Source organism: Stenotrophomonas sp. YJH_SMC_46, assembly GCF_059370315.1.
In genome coordinates this window covers 215077-237393 of the sequence record NZ_JCAFTO010000001.1, presented here as the reverse complement: position 1 = coordinate 237393, position 22317 = coordinate 215077, and the positions used below count along the sequence as shown (strand labels likewise).

21 protein-coding genes are annotated in these 22317 nt (G+C 66.9%); 8 read left to right on the top strand and 13 right to left on the bottom strand.

Translation table 11 applies throughout. The features are described from left to right. Positions 1-536: 536 nt before the first annotated feature. Positions 537-1073: a DUF411 domain-containing protein gene (locus AC5P8C_RS01135; protein WP_495218246.1), complete on the top strand. Its 537-nt coding sequence runs from the start codon at positions 537-539 to the stop codon at positions 1071-1073. A 116-nt stretch (positions 1074-1189) separates the two neighbouring features. Here the strand turns inward: AC5P8C_RS01135 and blaL1 are convergent, their stop codons facing one another. Continuing rightward, complete coding sequence (blaL1, locus tag AC5P8C_RS01130; RefSeq protein ID WP_495218245.1) at positions 1190-2059, bottom strand: L1 family subclass B3 metallo-beta-lactamase; 870 nt, start codon at positions 2057-2059, stop codon at positions 1190-1192. Positions 2060-2262: 203 nt separating this feature from the next. Between blaL1 and AC5P8C_RS01125 the strand changes: the two genes are divergently transcribed. After that, positions 2263-2529, top strand: a complete 267-nt coding sequence (locus tag AC5P8C_RS01125; protein ID WP_019659810.1) for a hypothetical protein — start codon at positions 2263-2265, stop codon at positions 2527-2529. A 9-nt stretch (positions 2530-2538) separates the two neighbouring features. Continuing rightward, entirely contained in the window at positions 2539-3711 is a 1173-nt protein-coding gene (locus AC5P8C_RS01120; protein ID WP_019659809.1) for a low temperature requirement protein A, read from the top strand. 101 nt (positions 3712-3812) lie between these two features. On the opposite strand, the gene AC5P8C_RS01115 is transcribed toward AC5P8C_RS01120, so the two are convergent. From AC5P8C_RS01115 to pip, 7 genes are all read right to left on the bottom strand, one after another. Next, positions 3813-4328, bottom strand: coding sequence for a DUF1697 domain-containing protein (locus AC5P8C_RS01115; RefSeq protein ID WP_019659808.1), 516 nt, complete (start codon positions 4326-4328; stop codon positions 3813-3815). Next, positions 4325-4966: a response regulator transcription factor gene (locus AC5P8C_RS01110; protein WP_019659807.1), complete on the bottom strand. Its 642-nt coding sequence runs from the start codon at positions 4964-4966 to the stop codon at positions 4325-4327. Before AC5P8C_RS01110 ends, AC5P8C_RS01115 begins: the two co-directional genes overlap by 4 nt. Beyond that, positions 4959-6014 carry a sensor histidine kinase gene (locus AC5P8C_RS01105; RefSeq protein WP_019659806.1) on the bottom strand — a complete coding sequence of 352 codons (1056 nt, stop codon included), beginning with the start codon at positions 6012-6014 and terminating at the stop codon, positions 4959-4961. The genes AC5P8C_RS01110 and AC5P8C_RS01105 overlap by 8 nt, the downstream gene beginning before the upstream one ends. A gap of 235 nt (positions 6015-6249) precedes the next feature. Then, positions 6250-6987 (bottom strand): MgtC/SapB family protein, encoded by a 738-nt coding sequence (locus AC5P8C_RS01100; RefSeq protein WP_019659805.1) that lies wholly within the window; start codon positions 6985-6987, stop codon positions 6250-6252. A gap of 30 nt (positions 6988-7017) precedes the next feature. Continuing rightward, positions 7018-9777 (bottom strand): magnesium-translocating P-type ATPase, encoded by a 2760-nt coding sequence (gene mgtA / locus AC5P8C_RS01095; protein WP_495218243.1) that lies wholly within the window; start codon positions 9775-9777, stop codon positions 7018-7020. Positions 9778-9840: 63 nt separating this feature from the next. After that, positions 9841-10140, bottom strand: coding sequence for a hypothetical protein (locus AC5P8C_RS01090; protein WP_005413574.1), 300 nt, complete (start codon positions 10138-10140; stop codon positions 9841-9843). Between the two features lie 413 nt (positions 10141-10553). Further along, positions 10554-11501: a prolyl aminopeptidase gene (gene pip / locus AC5P8C_RS01085; RefSeq protein ID WP_019659803.1), complete on the bottom strand. Its 948-nt coding sequence runs from the start codon at positions 11499-11501 to the stop codon at positions 10554-10556. Between the two features lie 114 nt (positions 11502-11615). Here pip and AC5P8C_RS01080 point away from each other — a divergent pair, with 114 nt between their 5' ends. Beyond that, positions 11616-12281, top strand: a complete 666-nt coding sequence (locus AC5P8C_RS01080; protein WP_019659802.1) for a TraX family protein — start codon at positions 11616-11618, stop codon at positions 12279-12281. A gap of 458 nt (positions 12282-12739) precedes the next feature. Beyond that, positions 12740-13096 carry a hypothetical protein gene (locus AC5P8C_RS01075; protein WP_019659801.1) on the top strand — a complete coding sequence of 119 codons (357 nt, stop codon included), beginning with the start codon at positions 12740-12742 and terminating at the stop codon, positions 13094-13096. Positions 13097-13227: 131 nt separating this feature from the next. Here the strand turns inward: AC5P8C_RS01075 and AC5P8C_RS01070 are convergent, their stop codons facing one another. Then, positions 13228-15426 (bottom strand): TonB-dependent receptor, encoded by a 2199-nt coding sequence (locus AC5P8C_RS01070; RefSeq protein ID WP_495218240.1) that lies wholly within the window; start codon positions 15424-15426, stop codon positions 13228-13230. 241 nt (positions 15427-15667) lie between these two features. Here AC5P8C_RS01070 and AC5P8C_RS01065 point away from each other — a divergent pair, with 241 nt between their 5' ends. Then, positions 15668-16270 (top strand): TetR/AcrR family transcriptional regulator, encoded by a 603-nt coding sequence (locus AC5P8C_RS01065; RefSeq protein WP_495218238.1) that lies wholly within the window; start codon positions 15668-15670, stop codon positions 16268-16270. Between the two features lie 36 nt (positions 16271-16306). Then, a complete protein-coding gene (locus AC5P8C_RS01060) occupies positions 16307-17395 on the top strand; it encodes a DNA glycosylase AlkZ-like family protein (RefSeq protein WP_495218236.1) in 1089 nt (362 codons plus the stop codon). Positions 17396-17647: 252 nt separating this feature from the next. Here AC5P8C_RS01060 and AC5P8C_RS01055 read toward each other — a convergent pair whose 3' ends face one another. From AC5P8C_RS01055 to AC5P8C_RS01045, 3 genes are all read right to left on the bottom strand, one after another. Next, positions 17648-18241, bottom strand: a complete 594-nt coding sequence (locus tag AC5P8C_RS01055; RefSeq protein ID WP_495218234.1) for a mechanosensitive ion channel domain-containing protein — start codon at positions 18239-18241, stop codon at positions 17648-17650. Positions 18242-18247: 6 nt separating this feature from the next. Further along, complete coding sequence (locus tag AC5P8C_RS01050) at positions 18248-19114, bottom strand: glucose 1-dehydrogenase (RefSeq protein ID WP_495218232.1); 867 nt, start codon at positions 19112-19114, stop codon at positions 18248-18250. Positions 19115-19214: 100 nt separating this feature from the next. Further along, positions 19215-19598 carry a sensory rhodopsin transducer gene (locus tag AC5P8C_RS01045; protein ID WP_233652794.1) on the bottom strand — a complete coding sequence of 128 codons (384 nt, stop codon included), beginning with the start codon at positions 19596-19598 and terminating at the stop codon, positions 19215-19217. 59 nt (positions 19599-19657) lie between these two features. Here AC5P8C_RS01045 and AC5P8C_RS01040 point away from each other — a divergent pair, with 59 nt between their 5' ends. Then, positions 19658-20644 (top strand): TIGR03885 family FMN-dependent LLM class oxidoreductase, encoded by a 987-nt coding sequence (locus tag AC5P8C_RS01040; protein ID WP_233652795.1) that lies wholly within the window; start codon positions 19658-19660, stop codon positions 20642-20644. Here AC5P8C_RS01040 and AC5P8C_RS01035 read toward each other — a convergent pair. Continuing rightward, the gene (locus AC5P8C_RS01035) at positions 20614-22200 is read right to left on the bottom strand and encodes an alpha-amylase family glycosyl hydrolase (protein WP_495218230.1); all 1587 of its coding nucleotides are present in this window, start codon (positions 22198-22200) and stop codon (positions 20614-20616) included. The two genes, AC5P8C_RS01040 and AC5P8C_RS01035, sit on opposite strands and share 31 nt — an antisense overlap. Positions 22201-22317 lie beyond the last annotated feature (117 nt).

Below are 22317 nucleotides of genomic sequence, written 5' to 3'. Positions count from 1 at the left end.
AGTCGGCAGCGTGGCTGCCAGGCGGGCGTGGGCGCTGCCACCCCATGCTGTGCAGTTGTGCATCGGCTATCATCGGCGGGTGAACCCGCCTGGCCTGCTGCTGCGATGGATGCTGCTTGTTGCCCTGGTGCTGAATGCACCGGCGCTGGCGCTCGCCGCGTCTTCCTACAGCGGTCCGGCCAGCCAGGACCATTGCGTGGCACCGCACTCGGCCGGGATAGCTTCGGCGGGGTGTTGCGATGATGCAGGTCCGGCGGCTTGCCAGAGTGGCCAGTGCGAATGCCCGCCGGCGTGCTTGGGCATGTTGGCAACGCTGAACGGGACACCAGCCTCCCTTTGGCGCGAGGCGCCCGCTCCAGCCAGTAGCCAGCAACGCGCGCCCCCGTTGATGCCGGATCCGTTGCGTCCCCCCATCGCGTGAATTCCTGCAGGCCTCAAGCGCCTGCCATGACTGTTCGACTTTCTCTCGACGCTACCTGCGCCTTCAATGCGTGGGTGGCGGGCCGCTTTGCCCGCCTCTGCAAAGGAATCACTCAATGAACCGTACTCTTTCCCTCGGCCTGCTGCTGGGCACCGTGCTGGCCACGACCGCCTGCGCTCGTGCCGTCGAAGAATCCTCCGCGGCACCGGTCGCCAGCGAAGCACCGGCACCGGCCCAGGCCAGCCCGGCCAAGATCGATCCAGCCTTGCCGGTCGCCATCGTGCACAAGACCGCCAGCTGCGGTTGCTGCGGCATCTGGGTCGACCACCTGAAGGCCGCCGGCTTCCAGGTCGATGTGCGCGACACCGATGACATGAATCCAATCAAGGTCCGCTTGGGCGTGCCGGTCGGCAAGGCCTCTTGCCATACCGCCGAGATCGGCGGTTACGTGGTCGAGGGTCACATCCCGGCCGAGGACATCAAGCGCCTGCTGGCCGAACGCCCGGCCGCGCGCGGGCTGGTGCTGCCCGGCATGCCAGCCGGTTCGCCGGGCATGGAAATGCCGGACGGCTACGTGCAGCCGTACACCGTCGAGCTGGTGCGCACCGACGGCAGCACCGAGCCGTTTGCCCAGCACGGTCAGGGCGGCTGATGGACGGAGGGTGCCGGTTGTCCTGACCGGCACTCTCCGACGCGTCTTGTGTAGAGCCGAGCCTATCCTCGGCTGTGTTTGGCCGGCAAGCCGAGCATGGGCTCGGCTCTACAGGATCAGCGTGCCGTGGCCGTTTCCTTGGCCAACTGCGCGTCGAACTTCTTCTCGGCCGCATCCGCGTAGGCTTTGCAGCTCAGTACCTTCTCGCTGGCGTTGCTGCCAGCAGCATAGTTCCAGTTGCTGGCGCCCGGATGCGGAGTCAGCAACAGGTCGCAGGGCAGGCCGCGCACCATGGCGAAGCTGCGTCGGTAGTCCTGGACCAGGCGGGGATAGCGGGCGTTGCCCTGGAGCTGGTAGCCCGGCGCGCTCAGGCTGTCGGCATAGGCGATGCGCACCGGCTTGCCATCGCGGGTATCGGTCCAGGTCCAGGCAGTGCTGCCCGGGGTGTGTCCCGGCATGAAGTGCGCGGTGAACGCGATGCCGCCCACGTTGACCACCTCGCCATCCATGATGATGCGGTCGGTGCTGACCGGCGGAAAGGTGATGCTGTCGCCAAAGTGCAGGTCGTTGCTGCCACCGCGCGCCAGCAGCACGGCCGTTTCTGCATTGGCCGCCACATGCGCGCCGGTGCGACGCTTGAGCTCGGCGACCGGGCCGGCGTGGTCGGCGTGCGCATGGCTGAGCAGGATCAATCGCAGGTCCTGCGGGGCCACGTCGCGCAGCTTCATGTTGTCCAGCAGGTGACCGGCCATCTGCGGCATGCCGCCGTCAAGCAGCACCGCACCGTCGGCGGTCTGCACCAGTAGCGCGGTCAGATCCTCGGTGCCGATCTGCCAGGTGTGGTCGGCAATCTGCAGCGGTGCCATCGGCTGCAGCCATGAACTGTCCACCGTGTAGGCCCGGAGCTGGGGCAGCGGTTCGTCGGCGGCAGTGACATCAAAGGCAAGCGTGGCAGCCAGGGCGAGGGTAGTCAGGCAGAGGCGCATGGCAGAAAGGTGTCTGGACTGGGGCCGATGAAGCTAGCACGCGGGCCGCGCCGGCCGTTTCGCGAATAATTCATGGCTGCCATAAGCTCCGCCGCAGTCGATGCAGGGATTGTTCGCTTGCTGTGGATTGTGAATCCATCTCCACAGGCTGGAGCGCAGAATCGGCCGGGGCTAGCCTGCTTTCAGGCTCAAGGAGGTGGACCATGCATGTGCTCATGGTGATGCTGGGTGGCGTGCTCCTGCTAGGGGTGTTCCTGCTGTTTGGCCGCCTCTGGAGCGTGGGCACCTCGCAGCTGCCCACGGCGCTGATCGCCTTCATCGCCACCTGGCTGCTGGTGGCCGTGGCCAACATGTGGGTGGGGGTCAGCAGGGCCGGTTACGCAGTACGCGAAGAGCTGCCGATCCTGCTGCTGGTGTTCGCCGTGCCGGCGCTGCTGGCCGGTTTCCTGTACTGGCGCCTGGCGCGCTGAAGGAGTTGCATGAGTACCCGACTGCGCCTGCCCGCGCTGCGCCACCGCGATGGCCATCATGCCCGCGTGACCTACGAAGAACTGTTCTTCGACCTGGTCTACGTGTTCGCGGTCACCCAGCTCAGCCACCATCTGCTGCATCACCTGGACCTGGCCGGCGTGCTGCAGACCCTGGTGCTGTGGTTCGCGGTCTGGCTCGGCTGGCAATACGCGTGCTGGGTCAGCAACTGGTTCGACCCGGAGGCGCCGCGCATCCGGGGCCTGATGTTCGCCACCATGCTGCTGGCGTTGTTGATGTCCTCGTCCATTCCCGAGGCATTCGCCGATCGTGCGTGGATCTTCGCCGGGGCGTACGCCACGATGCAGGTCGGACGCACCGCGTTCGTGTTGCTGGAGGTCGGCCGTAACCATCCGTTGGCGCCGAACTTCCGCCGCATGCTGGCCTGGGTCAGCGTGTCGGCCTGCTTCTGGCTGGCCGGCGCGGCGGCCGAGGGCCACCTGCGGCTGGCACTGTGGGCGATGGCGGTGGCCTGCGAATACATCTCGCCGATGTTTGGCTTCGCGTTCCCGGGCATGGGTCGTTCGCACACTCGCGACTGGACCATTGAGGGGGGTCACCTGGCCGAACGCTGCCAGCTGTTCGTCATCGTCGCACTGGGTGAGACGTTGCTGGCCACCGGGGGTGTGCTCAGCGACGTCGAGCACTGGGGCCTTGAAGTGGTATCGGCGGTGCTGGCCACCTTCGCCGGCACGATTGCGATGTGGTGGCTGTACTTTGGCATCTCCAGCCACGATGCCACAGAGGCCATCACCCACGCGGAAGACCCTGGACGGATGGGGGCCAACTTCCATTATGTGCATGCATTGCTGATCGCCGGCATCATCGCCACCGCGGTGGGCAACGACCTGGTGATGGATCACCCGGAAGCGGCGGTGACGCCGGTATATGCAGCGGTGCTGGCCGCCGGGCCGTTGATCTACCTGCTTGGCAGCGCCCTCTACAAGCGCGTTGTGTACGGGCGCGCCCCGTATTCGCATCTGTTCGGTGCCATGGCGCTGGTCGTGTTGGGCGCGGTCTTGCCGCACAGCCATCTGCTGGCCGCCGGTTGGCTGACCAGTGCGGTGCTGCTGGCCGTGGGGTTGATGGATACGCGGTTGAAGCGTCGCCTGCAGCGGGCGTGATCCGTTGCGTCAGCAAAGCGCTCCAGCCGCCATCGAGCGCAAGCGCTGAGCAGTCGATTGACACTCGACTTCAGCACCGCTGCACAAGAAGTGCTGGCAGGCTAGGCCAGCGCGGCGGCCATCGCGGCAAGCTTGCCCACCGTGTTCATGTTGCGGGCAGTGCCTTGCTGGGCATAGGGCATCCGCAGGCGCGAGCCGGCCATGCCGTCTCCGTAATGGATGAAGATCTCGCGCGTGCCGAGTGCGAGCTGTTCGTCGCGCAGGCCGGTCACGCCGTCGAGCGGATCGGCGGGCAGGCTGCCGTCGAGGAACAGGGCGACCACACGGTTGCCGGCCGCCTGCGGAAATGGATTGCGCGCCACCACGCCGGCGATCTCGCTGGCCGAGCGCACCAGCACGCCCACCGGCTTGCCAGCATAGACCTTGAGCCGCTCGCCGAGGGCCTGGCGCACGCCCGCCTCGTCGAGCGAGCTGCGGAACACCACGTTGCCGCTGGCGATGTAGGTGCGGACATCGGCGAAGCCTGCGTCCTCGCACATCGCCACCAGTTCGCGCATCGGCAGCTTGCCGGTGCCGCCGACGTTGACCGCGCGCAGCAAGGCGACGTAGGCGTTCATGGCGTCCCCGCCTGCAGGCGGTCGTACATGCGTACCAGGTCAACCAGGGTGCGCGCGCCCATCTTGCGCATCACCTGCGCACGACGCACCTTGACCGTGATCTCGCTGACCCCGAGGTCAGCGGCGATCTGCTTGTTGAGGCGGCCGCGCACCACGCCATCGACCACCTCGCGCTCGCCCGCGCTCAATGAATCCCAGCGCTGCTGCAGGGCGCCCAGCACGTCGCCGTCGCGGCGGCGCTGGCGGTCGATCTCGATGCCCCTGTGGATGGCATCGAGCAGTTCCTGGTCACGGAAGGGCTTGGTCAGGAATTCGATGGCGCCGTCCTTGATCGCGTTGACGCCCATCGCGATGTCGCCGTGGCCGGTGATGAACACCACCGGCAGCTGCAGGCCCTGGCTGCTCATCGTGCGATGGAATTCCAGGCCGCTCTGGCCGGGCATGCGCACGTCCAGCACCAGGCAGGCCGGTGCGTCTACCAGGTCGTGTTCAAGGAACGCCTGGGTGGATGCAAAGGCGTGCACCCGCAAGCCCATCGATGCCAGCAGGTCTTCCAGCGCCGCGCGCACCGACGGATCGTCGTCGACCACATACACGATGGGTGCCGGATCGACGGCAGGGGTAGCGGGCCTACGCATGTTGGGCATCCGTGACGATGGGCAGGTCGAACACGAAGCAGGCACCGCCGCCTGCCGGCCGTTCGGCGCGGATCTGGCCGTCGTTGGCTTCGATCATCGAACGGCTCAGGCTGAGGCCCAGGCCCAGCCCGTGTGACTTGGTGGTCCAGAACGCATCGAAGACGCGTTCGGGATGGTCGGCGGGCAGGCCGACGCCACGGTCGCGTACGCTGAGGCTGACACGCTGGCCGTCGCGCCGGGTCAGCAGCGACAGACGCCGGTCGCCTGCGGGTATGGCTTCCATTGCATCCACTGCATTGAGGATCAGGTTGCCGATCACCTGCTGCACCTGCACGCGGTCGGCGTGTACCTGTGGCAGGTCGGGGTCCAGCAGCAGGGCTACGGCCACGCCATGCCGGTTCAGTTCGCTGCGCGACAGCGCCAGCATTTCCTCCACCGCCTGGTTCAGGTCGAAGGCGCGTCGTTCCGGTGCCGCGCCCTGGGTCAGGCCGCGGATGCGGGCGATCACGTCACCGGCGCGGTGCGCGTCGGCGAGGATGCGGGCCACGGTCTGCCGGGCCTTGTCCACGTTCGGCGGGTCCTGCGCCAGCCAGCGTTGGCAGGCTTCGGCGCTGCTGGCGATTGCGGCCAGTGGCTGGTTGACTTCATGGGCGATGGAGGTGGTGAGCTCGCCTACGGTGGACGCGCGTGCCACCCGCAGCAGGCGGCCCTGCGCTTCCTGCACTGCGGCCTTGGCCGCTTCCATGTTCAGAGCGAGATAGGTGGTGATGCCGATCACCAGCATGCCGATCACCGAGTTGACCAGGCCGATGCGGTAGGTGCCGAAGCGGGTCAGGAAGAAGCTCAACCCCGTCAGCGCGATGCAGGCGATGGCCAGGGTGATCAGCCCGCGCGCGCCCAGCACGCGCGACGCCGCAAGGATGACCGCTGCATAGAAGCAGGCCGCGGCAACCGCATAATCGGTGACGGTGTCGATCAGGAAGATCGCCGCCATCACGACGATCAGGGCCAGCAGCACCAGCGGGCGGCGGGGCGACAGCGATGGCATCGGGGAGCTCCCTGGTGTGGGGGAAAAGGATAGCAAAGCCATCACCGTTGGATGCCGACCTTGGTCGGCGTGCTCTCGTGCGGTGGGTGCCGACTCCTGGTAGGTGCCGACCGTTGGTCGGCACAGCAATTGAATGGCGGGGGCGATGAGGGTTTGTGCCGACCAACGGTCGGCACCCACCAAAGCGATGCACGGTGCGTCCGGGGATCATGGGGTTGCCGGCCGGCGGCCGGCACTACTCCTCAAGGCTGGCGTTCCAGAAGCCCTGCAGTACGCCGGGCGTGGTCGCCAGCGTGGCCAGCACGGCATCGAGCTCACCGGCATCCACCGTGGTGGCATACAGCACCGCTTCGATCTCCACGTCACGCTCGCCGAATGGCCGCTGGTCCACCGCGCGCACCGGGTACTGCGCCTGCTCAAGCAGCAGCAACAACCGGTCCAGTACCTCGGCCTGCTGCTCGCGCTGGCAGACCACGTTGATCGCATAGGTCGCCTCGCTGAACGCTTCCGGCAGCGGCTGCCGCTGGATGCGGTTCACCACCGGCCGCAGCAGGGTGTTGGCGGCCAGCACGAACACTGCCGCCAGCACCGCTTCGGGCAGCAGCTTGATACCGGCACACGCACCCACCGCCGCCGAGCCCCACAGGGTGGCGGCGGTGTTCAGGCCGGACACCTGGGCGCCGTCCTTCATGATCGCGCCGGCGCCGAGGAAGCCGACGCCGGAGATCACATAGGCCACCACATGCAGCGGCGAGGGTGAACCACCGTACAGGTCATGGAAGCGCACGGCCAGATCGACGAACACCGCCGCTCCCACCGCCACCAGCGTGTTGGTACGCAGGCCGGCGGTGCGTTGGCGCAGTTGCCGTTCCAGGCCGATGGCCGTGCCCAGCACGAACGCCACCGACAGGCTGATCAGCGAACTCAGGGTTGCGCCGGCGTTGAACGCCGGCAGGTTCGGATTGATGTCCATTGTGTTTCTCCCTGGACAAGCGGCGGGCGTTTACTGCCAGCCGTACCGGCGGATGTAGAACTTCTTCAGCGCGGTGGTCAGCACCGCATAGCCGAACAGGATCGCCACCAGGAACGGCCAGTAGCCGGCCGGCAGCGCCTGCAGCTTGAAGTAGCCGGCCAGCGGGCTCATCGGCAGGGCCACGCCAATGGCCATGATCAGGCCGGTCATCAGCAGCAGTGGCGGCGCGGCGATGCTCTGCAGGAACGGCACCTTCGGCGTACGGATCATGTGCACGATCAGGGTCTGGGTCAGCAGGCCGACCACGAACCAGCCGGACTGGAACAGGCTCTGGCCGCCGGCGGTGCGCGCATCGAACACGTACCACATCAGCGCGAAGCAGGTCAGGTCGAAGATCGAGCTGATCGGCCCGAAGAACACCATGAAGCGGCCGATGTCCGCCGGGTTCCACTTCAGCGGCTTGCGCACCAGTTCCTCGTCCACGTTGTCGAACGGAATGGCGATCTGCGAGATGTCGTACAGCAGGTTCTGCACCAGCAGCTGCAGCGGCAGCATCGGCAGGAACGGCAGGAAGGCCGAGGCTACCAGCACCGAGAACACGTTGCCGAAGTTGGAGCTGGCGGTCATGCGGATGTACTTCAGCATGTTGTTGAACGTGCGCCGGCCCTGGATGACACCTTCCTCCAGAACCATCAGGTTCTTTTCCAGCAGGATGATGTCGGCCGCCTCCTTGGCGATGTCCACCGCGCTGTCCACGCTGATGCCGATGTCGGCCGCGCGCAGCGCCGGTGCATCGTTGATGCCGTCGCCGAGGAAGCCGACCACCTTGCCCTGCGCACGCAGCTCGCGTACCAGCCGCTCCTTGTGCAGCGGCGTCAGCCGGGCAAACACGCGATGGTGGTGCAGCGCCCGCGACAGCGCGCCATCATCCATGCGCTCGATCTGCGGGCCGGTCAGTATGGTGTCCGCGTCCAGCCCCACCTGTGCGCAGACACGGGCGGTCACCAGTTCGTTGTCGCCGGTGAACACCTTGACCTCCACGCCATGCGCGGCCAGCGCCTGCAGCGCCTGCGCTGCCGATTCCTTCGGCGGGTCCAGGAAGGCGACGTAGCCGAACAGGGTCAGGCCACATTCGTCGGCCTGCGAATAGGTGGTCTGGCTTGCGGCGGTCTCCTTCATCGCCACCGCCACCACGCGCAGGCCCTGTTCGTTCAGTTCCTCGGTGGTCTGCCGCACCCGCGCCAGGCGACGCTCGTCCAGCGGCATGTCCTGGCCGTTTTCACGCACGGTGATGCAGACTGCCAGCATCTCTTCTACCGCCCCCTTGCAGATCAGCTCGTGGTGGTCCTCGCGCTCGGAGACCACCACCGACATGCGGCGGCGCTCGAAGTCGAACGGGATCTCATCCACCTTGTGGTAGTCCTGCGACAGCCGCAGCGAACTCTGCAGCTCCACGTGCTCCAGCACCGCGCGGTCCAGCAGGTTGATCAGCCCGGTCTGGAAGTGGCTGTTGAGGTAAGCGAACTTCAGTACGTCTTCCGAATCGTGGCCGAACACATCAGTGTGGCGCTCCAGCGCGATCCTGTCCTGGGTGAGAGTGCCGGTCTTGTCGGTGCAAAGCACGTCCATCGCGCCGAAGTTCTGGATGGCATCCAGGCGCTTGACGATCACCTTGCGCCGCGACAGTAGCACCGCACCCTTGGCCAGGGTGGAGGTGACGATCATCGGCAGCATTTCCGGCGTCAAGCCCACCGCCACCGACAGCGCGAACAGGAACGCCTCGGTCCAGTCGCCCTTGGTCCAGCCGTTGATCAGCAGCACGAACGGCACCATCACCAGCGCGAAGCGGATCAGCAGCCAGCTGACACTGTTGACGCCGGCTTGGAACGCGGTGGGCGCACGGTCGGTGGCGGTGCTGCGCTGGGCCAGGGTGCCGAAGTAGGTGCGGTTACCGGTGGCCAGCACAATGGCGGTGGCCGTACCGGACACCACGTTGGTACCCATGAACAGCAGGTTGTGCTGTTCCAGCAGGCCGGCCAGGCCATCGCCCGGGTGCGCGAATTTCTCCACCGGCAGCGACTCGCCGGTCATCGCCGCCTGCGCCACGAACAGGTCCTTGGCGTTCAGCACGCGGCAATCGGCCGGAATCATGTCGCCTGCCGACAGCACGACGTGGTCGCCGGGCACCAGTTCACGGATCGGCAGGTCCAGCAGGCGTGCAGGGCGACGGCTGTGCAGGCGCGCGCCGAAGTACTGGTCTGCCACATCCGCAGCCTCGGTGCCGGGATTGCGGCGCAGCACGCGCGCAGTGTTGCCGACCAGTGCCTTCAGCCGCTCGGCGGCGCGGTTCGAACGACCCTCCTGCACGAAGCGGATCAGCGTGGACAGCAGCACCATCGCACCGATGACGATCGTCGCCTTGATGTCCTCGGTCAGCCAGGACACCGCCGCCAGCACGGTCAGCAGCAGGTTGAACGGATTGCGGTAGCACTGCCACAGGTGGCGCCACCACGGCAGCGGCTTCTCGTGATCCACCTCATTGGGGCCGAGCGTGGCCAGTCGCTCCTCGGCCTCATGCGGACTGAGGCCATCGGCATGCGAGCCCAGCGTGGCCAGCAGCTCGGCTTCGTCCTGCTGGGCGAGCGTGACCAGGCCGGTGGTGAGCGCGAACGGCGCCGCTTCGGCGCTGCCCGGGCCAAACCCGGCCTCGGGCATCGCACGACGGCGGAACAGGTTGCCTGCGCGACGGCTGCGCAGGAAGGCGTTGAACCAGGCGTTGAGCAGGCTCATGGGACGCTCCTCGAATGTCAGAGCCGGCCGCAGCCGGAACACGAACGGAATGGGTGCGGCAGATCAGGCGTGGCGCATCGCCAGCACTGCCGGCGACCACGGCTGCATGTGCAGGCGCTGGCTGCCGCCGATGCACAGCGGCTTCATTGCATCGCGCAGGGGATAGGGCAGGTGGCGCAGCACGGTGATGCGCTCGCTGATCGGCAGCAGCGACAGCGCGTCGGCCACCACGCGTGGCGAACCGAGTGACAGCGAACGGGCGAACATGACCGGGCCGTGCTGCAGCAGCTGGCTGCGCAGGGCGGCAACATCGCGTTCGCCAATCAGGCGGCGCAGGGTGATGTAGAGGATCTTGTAGGACATGGGGCGATCTCCAGGCAGGCGGCGCCTGGCGGTCCCCCGTCACTCAGGCAGGCAGGGACCGGCGGGCAGGCGCCAGGAACAGGCAACAAGCGGTCATCCGGGGCGCGGTGCGCCCAGCAGGGTCGGGGTCCATCTGCGTCTCCATGAGGGGAGGGTGCCAGCCAGGGTTGCCCTGGCCAGTGGCGCTATTGTCCGCCCCTGAATGGGGCAGGCCTAGAGGCCCGTGGGTTAGCCCGGCTATACCTTGGTATAGCCGGTGGCGTGACTGGTACCTGATACCCGGCCCCGTAGAGTTAGTCGACTATCGCGCGCAGCGCGGGCTTCGAAGCAGTGTCGCCAACAGCAGTCGACTCACAGTCGACGCTACCCTCGAACGGCAGGAAGCCGGCCAGCGGCTGACACTACCCATCTGCTCAGACGCGGTCGGCAAACGCATCCGTCGCCCGAACCAACGCATCCACCGTGGCCGGCTCGTTCGCGCTGTGGCCGGAGGTCACCATCTCCAGCCGGGCTTCCGGCCACGCCTTGGCCAGATCCCAGGCGCTGCGCGGCGGGCAGATGATGTCGTAGCGCCCCTGTACGATCACGCAGGGCAGATGGCGGATGCGATTGATGTTGCGCAGCAGCTGGTCGGGCTCCAGGAAGATGCCGTTGCGGAAGTAGTGCGCTTCAATACGAGCCTTGGCCAGCGTATCCAGCGGATCATCGGTGGATTGCGCATCCACGTCGTGCTGCAGGGTGGCGGCGTTGTCTTCCCAGCCCAACCAGGCCTGCGCGGCTTCGATGCGGGTTGACTGATCCGGGCCATCCATGCGCGTCCAGTAGGCCGCGATCATGTCGCCACGCTCGGCTTCCGGGATATAAGCCTCATAGCGGTCCCAGCGCTCCGGGAAGATCCAGCGCGCACCGCCATCGGCCTCGGCGAACCAGCGGTTCTCGATCTCACGACCGAGGAACACACCACGCACGATCAGGCCCGTGGCGCGCTCGGGATGTGCCTGTGCATAGGCCAGCGACAGCGTCGAACCCCAGGAGCCGCCGTAGACCAACCAACGCTCGATGCCGAGGTGCTCGCGCACCTTCTCGATGTCGGCCACCAGGTCCTGCGTGGTGTTGTCGCGCAGTTCGCCAAACGGCGTGGAGCGGCCGCTGCCACGCTGGTCGATCAGCACGATGCGGTAGCGCGCCGGGTCGAAGAAGCGGCGATGGGTCGGCGAGATACCGGCGCCCGGGCCACCGTGCAGGTACACCACCGGAATGCCCTCCGGCGTGCCGCACTCTTCGATATGCAGCGTGTGCAGATCGCTCACCGGCAGGGTGAATTCGCGGTAGGGCTCGATGGCCGGATACAGGGTGCGCATGGCAGGTGTCTCACAAGCAGGGGCGGCCAGCATAGCGCCGCCATCTACGGCTTGCAGTGGCGGGCTCCTGCGCGGCGCTGGAAATGCGCTGGCCGATGCGCATAAGCTTCCGCGATGCAAGCGACCACGACCGGGACGTCCACGTTCAACCTCAGCCTCGGCAGCGGCGCGCGCGAGCTGTTGAAGTGGATCGCGCTGCTGGCCATGACCGGCGACCACGTGGCCAAGGTGGTGCTCGGGGGCTACGTGCCGGTGGTCAGCGAACTGGGGCGTATCGCCTTCCCGCTGTTCGCGCTGGTGATGGCCTGCAACCTGGCCCAGCCGGGCGCCGACCTGCGCAAATCGATCCGCCGGCTCGCGCTATGGGGGCTGATCGCGCAGCCGTTGCACGCCTTCGCGTTCGGTTCCTGGCTGCCGCTCAACATCCTGCTCACCTTCACCTTGGCGGCGGTGGCCGTGCATGCGCTTGCGAACAATCGGCCGGTGCAGCTGTTGCTGGCCGCCGGCGTGCTGCCGATGTTCGTGGATTACCAGTGGGCCGGTGTCGGCAGCGTGTTGCTGGCCTGGATCGCGTTCCGGCATCGAGCGTGGTGGCTGTTGCTGGTTGGGCTTGCAGCGGTGTGCTGGGCCAACCACAACGGCTGGGCAATGCTGGCTGTTCCTATGGTCGTGCTGGCGACGCGGGTGCCGAGGCAACTGCCGCGCTGGCGTTGGGCGTTCTATGGGTACTACGTTGGGCATCTGGCGGTGCTGGCATTGGTTGCCCATCTGCTTGCGTAATGTCGGAACTGGCATGTGGCATGTCCTGAATGCCGGATGCGGTCAAGGAATGCGCGGTGCCGATGCGGGTGAAGCATGCCGCCATCGGCATGGTGCAAGTTATTGAATTTTCGGCGCGATTGTCGATATGCGACAATGCTGCCACTGCGTGAACGTTGCTGTCTTTGCACTTGGGTTGTTGGCGCCTGCCACCCCGCTGTGCACATGATGGATTGCCACCGAAAAAGGGTGGCCGGGTGTGGAAACCCGTTTAGCTATGCGTTGTTTACGCTTGCCAGCCGGCGTCGCCTTGCGCGGCGCCGGCTGGCATTCCGGTCGCGTTCTATGGCGGGCGGTACGTGGGGTGCGCGCAAGCGAACCCACCGGGTAATGACGCTTAGCTACCGGTTTCCACACACGTACCGTCCGCCGCCTTTGTTAAGGGCGGTGGTCCCGCATGCCTTGCACAGAGACCTGCCATGAACGCATCGGAGTTCCCCCATCAGCGCGCCCCGGCCAATGCCGATGAGGGGCACGACATCCCGCCCGATCGCAACAACCTGACGGCCCTCCTGCACAGCATCGGGCTGGGCGCGGCTTCTGACGGCCAGCCTTGGCCCGAGCGCCACCAGCTGCCGGGCCGGTGCCTGGCGTTGGCCGACGCCGACGGTGCGCTGGCCGGGCTGCGTGTGGTGCAGGAGATCCTGCTGGCGGCCGAACGCGCCCGCCAGAATGGCGGCCCGGAACAGTACGTGGGTGATCGCGTAATGGAAGGGCTGAAGCTGGCGGCATTGGCGTTGACCAGCCACGCCATCTATCGCCTGCATCCGGAATGACACGTAGATCCACGCCATGCGTGGATGCCGTTCGCGGAATGCCTGACGAGTTGTAGAGCCGAGCCTATGCTCGGCTCAGCGGACGAAACGGAGCCGAGCATGGCTCGGCTCTACAGGGGTTCCACGCCAGCTTAGAAATCCATCGTTGCCGACAGCAGCACCGTCCTCGGCGCACCCAGCGCCAGGCTCGACAACAACGGCATGCCCCAATACGCCTTGTTGGTCACGTTGTTCACCGTGGCCCGCAGCGCAAGGGGTCGCCCGGCCAGTGCGGTGCTGTAGCGCGCGCCCACGTCGAACAACGTACGCCCCGGTACCGACAGGCTGTTGTCGGCACTGATGTACTGCTTGGACATCGCCGTGGCATTGCCGGTCAAGGTCAGGCCCTGCAAGGTCGGCACATCCCACTCCACGCCCAGCTTGGCCTGCCGCTGCGCCACGGCGGTGGCGATGCGCCCTTCATTCACGCCACCTGCCGTGCGGGTCAGCTTCGGCTGCACATAGGCCACGCCACCGAGCAGGCGCACGCCGTCCAGCGGTGCGCCGAAGAGGCCCCATTCCACGCCGCGATTACGTTGCTCGCCGCCAAACGAGAAGATATTCGTGACCGGGTCGGTATAGCTGCTCGGTCGCTTGATCTCGTACACGCTGAAGGTGTGCGCGAAGCGGCCCAGGTCCAGCTTCAGGCCCAGCTCCTTCTGCTTGGTGCGGAACGGTGCGAACACATCACCGGCATTGGCAGCGGTCATCGGCGCGGTGGCGCCCTGGCTGAGGCCTTCGATGTAGTTGGTGTAGAGGGAGATCGTGTCGGTGGCCTTCAGCAGCAGCGCCGCAGCCGGGGTGGTGGCGCTCTCGTCGTAGCGCGAGGTGCGCGCACCGCTGGCGACATTGAAGGTCTCACTGACCACCTGCTGGCGGCGCACGCCCAGCGTCAGCTGCACGCGGTCATCGGCGAAGGACAGGGTATCGGCAACACCGATGCTGTCCAGCCGCAGTTCGGTATGCGAGATGTGTGGCGCTACGAACGGCGCGGCCGGGCCCCACACCGGGTTGTACAGGTTGGTGGTCCAGTCCCAGCCGGGTACGCTGCGGCGGCCGTAGTCGTTCTGGGTGTGCTGGTAGTGGGTCACGTTGGCGGCCCACTGGTGGCCGACAGCGCCGGTGCGGAAACTGCCACGCAGACCAGCATCTGCGGATTGCTTCTTGATATTGAAGGCGAGCTGGCCGATCACCGTGGTGAAGTCGCCAGCTGGATTGAGGATCTGCGCGCTGATCGAACCGTTGTAGCGGTAGTCGGTCTTGCTGGTGCCGTAGGCCAGATAGGCCATCAGGCTATCGTTGATGTCCAGCTCGCCGCGCAGCATCGCGCCCTTGTCCTGGCTGTCCACGTAGGCCCAGTCCGGATTGATCAGCGTATCGCCACGCGGCGGCCGCGGAATGGCCACGCCCGGTGCCAGACCGACGCCGCGCGCCGGGCCGTCCACGCGGTCATCGGCGCTGTACAGATCGGCCGACAGCCGCGCACGTTCGCCGCGCCAGTCCACTCCCAGTGCGCCGAGCTGCACCTTCTTGCTCTGCTTGCCGACCGCGCCATCACCATCACGGTACGCGCCGTTGAAGCGGATGCCGAACTGTTTGTCGGCGCCGAGGCGACGGCCCATGTCCACATGGGTGCCGAACTGCGCATCGGAGGCGAAGTTGGCGCTGACCCGCAGCAGCGGCTCCTCGCCAGCGCGCTTGGGCACCAGGTTCACCGCGCCGCCCACCGAGCCGCCCGGCGGCATGCCATTGAGCAGCGCGGAGGGGCCTTTCAGCACCTCGATGCGCTCGAACATTTCCGGCGAGGTGCGGTAGTAGGGCGCCATGCCGCTGAGGCCATTGAAGGTGGTGTCGCTGGTGTTGGAGGCAAAGCCTCGGATCGCGTAGTTCTGGCTCCACGCACCGGTGACGCCGTTGCTGAACACCGTAGGGTCGGTGGCGGCGATGACGTCGGTCAGGTCCTTGGCCTGGCGGTCGCGGATGAAAGATTCGGTGTAGCTGATCGTGCTGAACGGCGTGTCCATGAAGTCCTTGTCGCCGAGCAGGCCGACGCGGCTGCCAGCCGCGACCTGGCCGCCGGCATAGTCACCCGTGACGCGGCGCTGCTCCTGCACCTGAACCGAGGGCAGGGTGGATGGCGCGGTTTCGGCCAGCGCTGCTGGCGATGCCAGCAGGGCTAATGCCAGGGCCGAAACCCGGTAGCGCCGGGCCACGCCCGGCGGATGCCCCAGGACAGGGTCTGCAGGGGGTGCGGGACGACGCGGCGGGGAAGTGAGGTTGAACACGGGCATGCCAGGTTCCTGTGGATCGCAGGTGCGACGGCGCCTGGCGCGCGGCCATCGGCTCGCACGGGATTGGGGCGCGGTGCAGGGTTGTTGGCTGGGTGGAAACCTGGCGGGAAGGTGAGCATTGGGCTCGGTTGCCAACGGCGCGCCGGTGATGAACCAGACGCATTCCGAATTAGTTGAGTAAAATAAACTAAATTGAGCGAAGCGGACAAGAGGGTCCTTTTGCTGGCACCCTCAGCAGGGTATGAGCACGCACCCCGATCCAACGGCGCCGACCCGTGGCCGCCCGCCCACCATCACCCCGGAGCGCCTGGCCGACATCGGCATCCGCCTGGGTCTGCCCAACCTGAGCATGGCCAACGTGGCCGCCGAACTGGCGGTGACCCAGGCCGCGCTGTACAAGCGCGTGGCCAATTTGGAGGCGTTGAAGCGGCTGGTGGCGGAGGCAGTGTTCCAGCGCTGGCAGATTCCCCGCGCCTCGGCCGATGCGCCGGGCGGCCTGCAGGGTTACCTGATGGTGTTCGTGGAATCGCTGTGCGAGGTGGTGAAGGCGCATCCCGGGTTGCCGCCCTCCCTGCTGCGGCGCACGGTGGCGACCGCGCCGATGCTGGAGAAGATTGCCTCGCACCAGGCGCATGTGGCTGATGTGTTCGGCCTGCCGGTGGACAAGGCACGCTGGCTGCTGGCCACGATCGCGTTCTACTGCATCGCCGGCGCCGACACCATCTACGCGATTGCGGATGACGAAGAGGGCCAGGTGATCACTGAGTTCAAGCAGGGCATGCGGGCGCTGGTGATCGGGTCGTTGCAGTTGTTGGATGCGGAGGACGCGGACCGATCACCGTGATGCCATCGACGCATGGCGTGGATCTACAATGCGGCCATGCCTGCCACGCCCACCCTTGAAGATCTGCGCCGCTACGCGGTGGCGCGCACCCTGTTCAAGCCGACCACGCTGCTGACCGCGATCCGGAAGCTGGGCTTCGTGCAGGCCGACCCGATCCGGGCGCCGGCACGCGCGCAGGACCTGACCCTGCGCCACCGGGTGAAGGACTATCGCGCAGGCGATCTTGAGCGCCGGTATACCCGCCTGCCGGTGGAAGAGGATTGCCTGGTGAACTACGGCTTCCTGCCGCGCGAGCATCTGGCACTGATGCACCCGCGCGTGTCCAAGCGCGAATGGGACGCCGAGACCCAACGCCGCGCCGCCGACGTGCTGGCCTTCGTGCGCGAGCGCGGCAGCGTGCACCCGCGTGAGGTGGACCAGGCGTTCGCGCATGGGCGGGTCACCAATTACTGGGGCGGCACCAGCAACGCAAGCACGCATCTGCTTGACGGCATGCACTACCGTGGCCTGCTGCGGGTGCAGCGGCGCGACAGTGGCACCCGCATCTATGCAGTGGCCGAGCACGCCGAGCCGGACGCCAGCGAGCAGGCGCAGGTTGAACGGGCCGCCGCCCTGATCGACCTGGTGGTGCGCAAGTACGCGCCGCTGCCCTCGGCCAGCCTGACCTATCTGGTGCGCCTGCTGGGCTATGGCGCCCCACATCTGGCCGAGCAGACCCGGCAGGCGTTGGCGTTGGCCAAGCAACAACTGGCCAGCTGCACGCTGGAGGGCACCACCTGGTACTGGCCGGTGGACGAGAATCCGCGCTCGCGCCGCCATGCACCGGACGAACAGGTGCGCCTGCTGGCGCCGTTCGACCCGGTGGTGTGGGACCGCCGTCGCTTCGAGCTGCTGTGGGGATGGGTGTACAAGTTCGAGGCCTACACGCCTGCACCGAAGCGGCAGTATGGCTACTACGCACTGCCGGTGTTGTGGCACGACCAGGTGGTGGGCTGGGCCAATCTCAGCGTGCGCGAGGGTGAGTTGGTGTCGAACGTGGGTTATGCCGGCAAGTCGCTGGCCCGCGACAAGGTGTTTGGTGGTGCGCTGGACGACGAGCTGCAGCGCATGGCGGAGTTCCTGTAGCGTCAAGCGGCGCATGGGTACCTATCTGGTGCTGGCCGCGTTGATGTGTTGGTCTGTGATCGGGCTGGGCTTCGGCTGCTTCCCGGCACACAGTGCTGCACAGCTGGACCCTATCCAGGCATTGACGGCGGAATAGGGCCGCCCGCTATGCACCTGTAGAGCCGAGCCCGCGCTCGGCTGCACTCCGTTCAGGTCGCGCCGTACCGAGCGCTGCGCGCAGCAAGCCGAGCATGGGCTCGGCTCAACAGCTACTCAGCGCACCTTGCCTTTGATCGGCACGCTTCCCGGCAGCTGAGAATAGCCGCCGTCACCCCAGTGCCGGGTGATGCGCTGGAAGAACAACGAGTTGGGCACGCGCAGCACGCAACCGCGCGCGCCTTCGCCACGATCACTCAGCGTGGTGTAGATCAGGTTGATGTCCACCACCTGGCCGCACAGGCCCGGCTTGTCCACGCTTTCCAGCACTTCGATCGTGTCGTTGATGCGGAACGGGCGCGTAGCCACGATCAGGAATGAACAGAACAGGTTGGACAACACGCTCCACGCTGCAAAGAACGCCACCGCACCGACCGCCATGAACCCGGTCAGCGCGGTCCACAGCACCGAGCGCGAAACACCCAGCCGCTCCAGTATCAGCAGCGCGGCCGCCAGATACAGCAGCAATGCACCGCCGCGGCGCAGGCCCACATGAAGCTCTGGAGCCAGCCTGCCGCGCTGCCGGGCCTGCACCAGCAGCCACGCCAGGGCGCGCACCATCACCCACGCGACGCCGAGGATGGCCAGCACCTCGGCCACCGGCACAACCACGGTCAGCCAATCCTGGATCCAGGCGGGCAATCCGGCCATGAGGGGTCACAGAGTTGCCGCGCCGCCGGAGATGGTCAGCAGTGCGCCGGAGGTATAGCTGGCGCTGTCCGAAGCCAGCATCACATAGGCCGAGGCCAGCTCGGCCGGCTGTCCGGGGCGGCCGAACGGCGTCTGCGCGCCGAACTGTTCGACCTCTTCGGCGGCCATGCCAGCGGGAATGAACGGCGTCCAGATCGGGCCGGGTAGCACGGCATTGACGCGGATCTGATGTTCGGCCAGCAGGCCGGCCAGCCCCAGCGTCAGGTTGGCGACGGCACCCTTGGTTGCAGAATAGGGAAGGATGTTCGGCGTCGGCCGCTTGGAGTTGACCGACGCCGTGTTGATGATCGCGCCGCCACCGCGAAGATGTGGCACGCACAGCCGGGTCAGATTGAACACGGCATGCACGTTGGTATCGAACGTCCGCTTCCAGTCATCCAGGGTGATGTCGTCGAAATGCTCGTAGTAGCGTTGGTAGGCCGCGTTGTTGACCAGGATGTCGAGGCCGTCAAGCTCGCTGGCCACGCGGTCGACCAGCGAGCGCGCCTGCGCCGGGTCGCTGATGTCACAGGGCACCAGCGCGGCCTTGCGCCCGGCCTGTTCGATCTGCTGCTGCACATGGCGGGCGTCGTCCTGCTCTCCATCGAGGAATGCGATGGCAACGTCGGCGCCTTCGCGCGCGAACGCGATCGCCACCGCCGCGCCGATGCCGCTGTCACCGCCGGTGATCAGTGCCTTCTTGCCCTTCAGCAGTCCATGCCCGTGGTAGCTGTCCTCGCCGTGGTCCGGCCGGGGCTGCATCTGCGCGGTCTTGCCGGGGAAGGATTGCTGTTGGGCGGGGAAGGGCGGGCGTGGGTAGTCGGGCAGGGCCATCGTCACTCTCCGGAAGGAAACCGGGGCCAGTCTCCCTCCATGGCGGTAAACGGCCGGAGGGCGCGGTGTCGTTGCGGCGTGGATGTGTGCGCGCAGGACTTCACAGCGGATGGGCGATGGTGGTCATGATGCTGTTCGCCGGTTGACGCGAATCCAGTCGCGTGTGCTGCACGATGATCGGCTGGTCGGATTCGACGAGGGTAGCGAAGCCGGTGCCGCGCGGTACCGGCGCCGGATCCTGCAGGTCATTGAAGCGCAGGTGACAAGTGCGTCGTGCCGGCACGGTGACCTGGTAGGGGCCCACGGGATCTCGGTCTTCGAAGTAGAGGGTCAGGGTGACATGCGCGTCCTCGTTGCCGGCATTGAGGACACAGCAGGTTTCGTGACTCTGCATCTCCGGTGACGGGCCGTTGCTCCAGGCTGGAATGTAGCCTTCGGCGATAGCCCAGCGTCGATGCCCGATGCAGGAAGCGTTCGTTTCCATGACGCCGTTTTAGCCCGGCGGGTGTTGCCATCGTGTCCAGTCCCCGCACGGAATCCGTGATGACCATCGGCTACCACGCATCGCATGAGCAGTTCCCGCCCGCCACTTTGCTTGGCCTGGCACTGCGCGCCGAACAGGCGGGATTCGAGGCTTTGATGTGCTCGGACCACTTCCACCCGTGGACGACCGCGCAAGGGCAGTCCGGCCAGAGCTGGGTATGGGCCGGCGCGCTGGCGGTGCAGAGCGCATTGACCCTGGGCATGGTGACCTGCCCGATGCTGCGCCAGCACCCGGCATTGGTGGCACAGGCAGCGGCGACGCTGGAGCAGTTGGCGCCGGGCCGGATCTGGCTGGCGCTGGGTACCGGCGAGGCCCTGAACGAGCGCATCACTGGCCAGCCGTGGCCAGCCAAGCGCGAGCGGCAGAAGGCACTGCGCGATGCGGCCGAGGTGATGCGGCGGCTGTGGGGCGGCGAGCAGGTCGACCACGACGGTGGCTTCCGGGTGCGCCAGGCACGGCTCTACAGTCGCCCGGCGCTTCCCCTGCCGCTACTGGGGGCGGCCGTCACCGAGGAAACCGCACGCTGGATGGGGGGCTGGGCCGATGGCCTGATCACCATCAGCCAGCCACTGGCGCAGTTGCGGCGTGTGGTGGCGGCGTTCGAGGACGGCGGTGGCAGGGGCAAGCCGATGTACCTGCAGGCCAAGCTGTCCTACGCGCGCGCCGAACAGGCGGCGCTGGAAGGTGCGATGGAGCAGTGGAGCGCCAACGTGCTGCCGCCGGAACTGGCCGAAGGGCTGGACCAGCCCGAACAGTTCGAAGCACAGGCCCGATCGGTCAGCGCCGAGGTGCTGCGCCAGCACGTGCATGTCTCGGCAGACCTGGGCCAGCATCGGGCCTGGCTGCAGGAGCTGCAGGGACTGGGCTTCGATCGCATCTACCTGCACAACGTGAACCGCGAGCAGGAACGCTTCATCGATGATTTCGCCGAGCACGTACTGCCTGCGCTGCGCACTCAGGCACCCTCGGCGGCCAGCCACGTATAGCCATGGCCCTGCAGGTAACAGCGGCGATCCTGCAGCTTGGCGCCGTGGCCCACCAGCGTGTTCAACGGACCGCGCAGGGGCACGTCCACCTCGACCGGCTCGTCGCCGAAGTTGATCAGTGCCAGTGCCTGATGGGGTGCCTCACCGTAGCGGAGCATCAGCAGCGCGGGAGATGGCGGGTCGAGCGTGTGAGGACCCTGCTGCAGCACGGGATGTGCATTGCGCTGCTGCAGCAGCTCGCGCACCCGCAGCAGCAGTGAACCTAGCGTCGCGCGTTGCGCCTCGACGTTCACCGTGCGGTAACCGTACGGGCCGTCTGCCGGTGGTGCGCGCCAGGCATGCCGCGGTTGATCGGTAAACCCCGCCGCTGGTCCACCGTGCCAGTGCATCGGCATGCGCACGGCATTGCACTCTGGCAGCTCCAGGCAGTCACCGAGGCCGATCTCTTCGCCATAGCGGATCACCGGCACCTGACCCAGCGACAGCAGTGCGGCCCAGGCCATGGCCTGCCACGCGGTGTCGCCGTCCAGCATCGGCGCCAGCCGGCGGCGGATGCCACGGCCATAGATGCGCATGCCACGCTCAGGGGCGAAGCGCTCCATCACCGCTTCGCGCTCCTCCGGCTCCAGCTGCTCCAGGTCAAGCTCATCATTGTTGCGCAGCCAGGCGATGCGGGTGTGCGGCGGCGCCTGCGGTCCGTATTCGGCCATGACCCGGGCCACTTCGCTGGCGTCGCCGCGCGCGAGGGCCAGGAAGAAATGATTGTTGAGGTGGAAATCGAGCAGGTGCGAAAGCCGCCGCCCCTGGCGCAGGAAGTCACCGTAGCGGGGCGCGCTGACATCCGCTTCGCCGATCAGCGGCAGGCCTGGCTGTTGCGCATCTGCCGTGGCGCGCATTTCCTCCAGCAGCCACAGCCCGTCGTCACGGGGGTCGGCGTGGCGGGCGCGCTCGACCATGTACGGAGCGGCGTCCACGCGGAAGCCGGCCACGCCGCGCTGCAGCCAGAACGTCATCACCCGCAGCAGTTCCTCGCGTACCGGCGCATGGGCCAGCTCCAGGTCTGGCTCGTGCCGGTAGAACATATGCCGGTTGAACGCGCCGGCCTCGGCGTTCCAGGTCCAGGCAGACGCCTCGATCGGCGGGAACATCGGCTTCAGGCCGTCGTCGGGCACGTGGTCGCTCCACAGGTACCAGCGGCGCCAGGCCGGGTCGCCGCGCTGCGCGGCGACGAACCACGGGTGAGCGCTGGCAGTGTGCTGCATTACCAGCTCGACGATGATGCCGATGTCGCGTGCGGCGGCAACATCGACCAGGCGCCGGAACGCGGCCTCGTTGCCCAGGCGTGGATCGATGCGGTAGTGATCGGTGACATCGTAGCCGCCATCGCGGCCGGCGTTGCTGTAGAACGGCAGCAGCCACAGGTGGCTGATGCCGAGCCATTGCAGGTAGTCCAGCTTTTCGGTGATGCCATCCAGAGTGCCCCAGCCGCGCCCATTGCTGTCGCGGAAGAGGTAGGGGTCGACCTGGTAGATCGCGCGCAGCGGACGCACCGCCATTGGGCCGCTCCAGCACCGTTCAAGGGTGACCAGCCTGCTGCGCGATATGGCAGCGGTCCGTGAACCGGACGCCATTGCATCATGACGCGGCATCCACGGTCCCTGCATGCCCGGACG